Source organism: Stenotrophomonas sp. STEN056 (assembly GCF_056759635.1).
The window spans coordinates 1-580 of the sequence record NZ_JBRRDL010000072.1 but is presented as its reverse complement, the minus strand read 5'-3'; the positions used below and the strand labels follow the sequence as shown (position 1 = coordinate 580).

1 protein-coding gene is annotated in these 580 nt (G+C 64.5%); it reads left to right on the top strand.

Annotation, left to right across the window (positions count from 1 at the left end):
- Window positions 1-580: transaldolase family protein (locus ACVOLO_RS18045; protein WP_481571702.1), on the top strand; the 580-nt coding region annotated here is incomplete at both ends.

Below are 580 nucleotides of genomic sequence, written 5' to 3'. Positions count from 1 at the left end.
GGCGCGTGAGTTCATCGCCATGTACGAAGCGGCCGGCGTGCCGCGCAGCAAGGTGCTGATCAAGATCGCCGCCACCTGGGCCGGCGTGGAAGCCGCGCGCGTGCTGCAGGCTGAAGGCATCGACTGCAACCTGACGCTGATCTTCAACCCGACCCAGGCCCTGGCCTGCTCGGAAGCCGGTGCATTCCTGATCTCGCCGTTTGTCGGCCGCATTCTTGACTGGTACGTGGCCAACGGCCAGACCCCGGCCAACATTGACGAAGACCCGGGCGTGCAGTTCGTGCGCGGCGTGTTCACCGAGTTCAAGCGCCGTGGTTCCAGCACGGTGGTGATGGGCGCCTCGTTCCGCTCCACCGCGCAGATTGAAGCGCTGGCCGGCTGCGATCGTTTGACCATCTCGCCGGACCTGCTGGAAAAGCTGGACGCCGATTTCGGCGAGCTGCCGCGCAAGCTGCTGGCCGGCGCAGCAGAAGCAGTGAATGTCGCTGCGATTGATGAAGCCAAGTTCGATGCGGATATGGCCGCTGATCCGATGGCCACCGAGAAGCTGGCCACCGGCATTGATGCGTTCGCCAAGGAT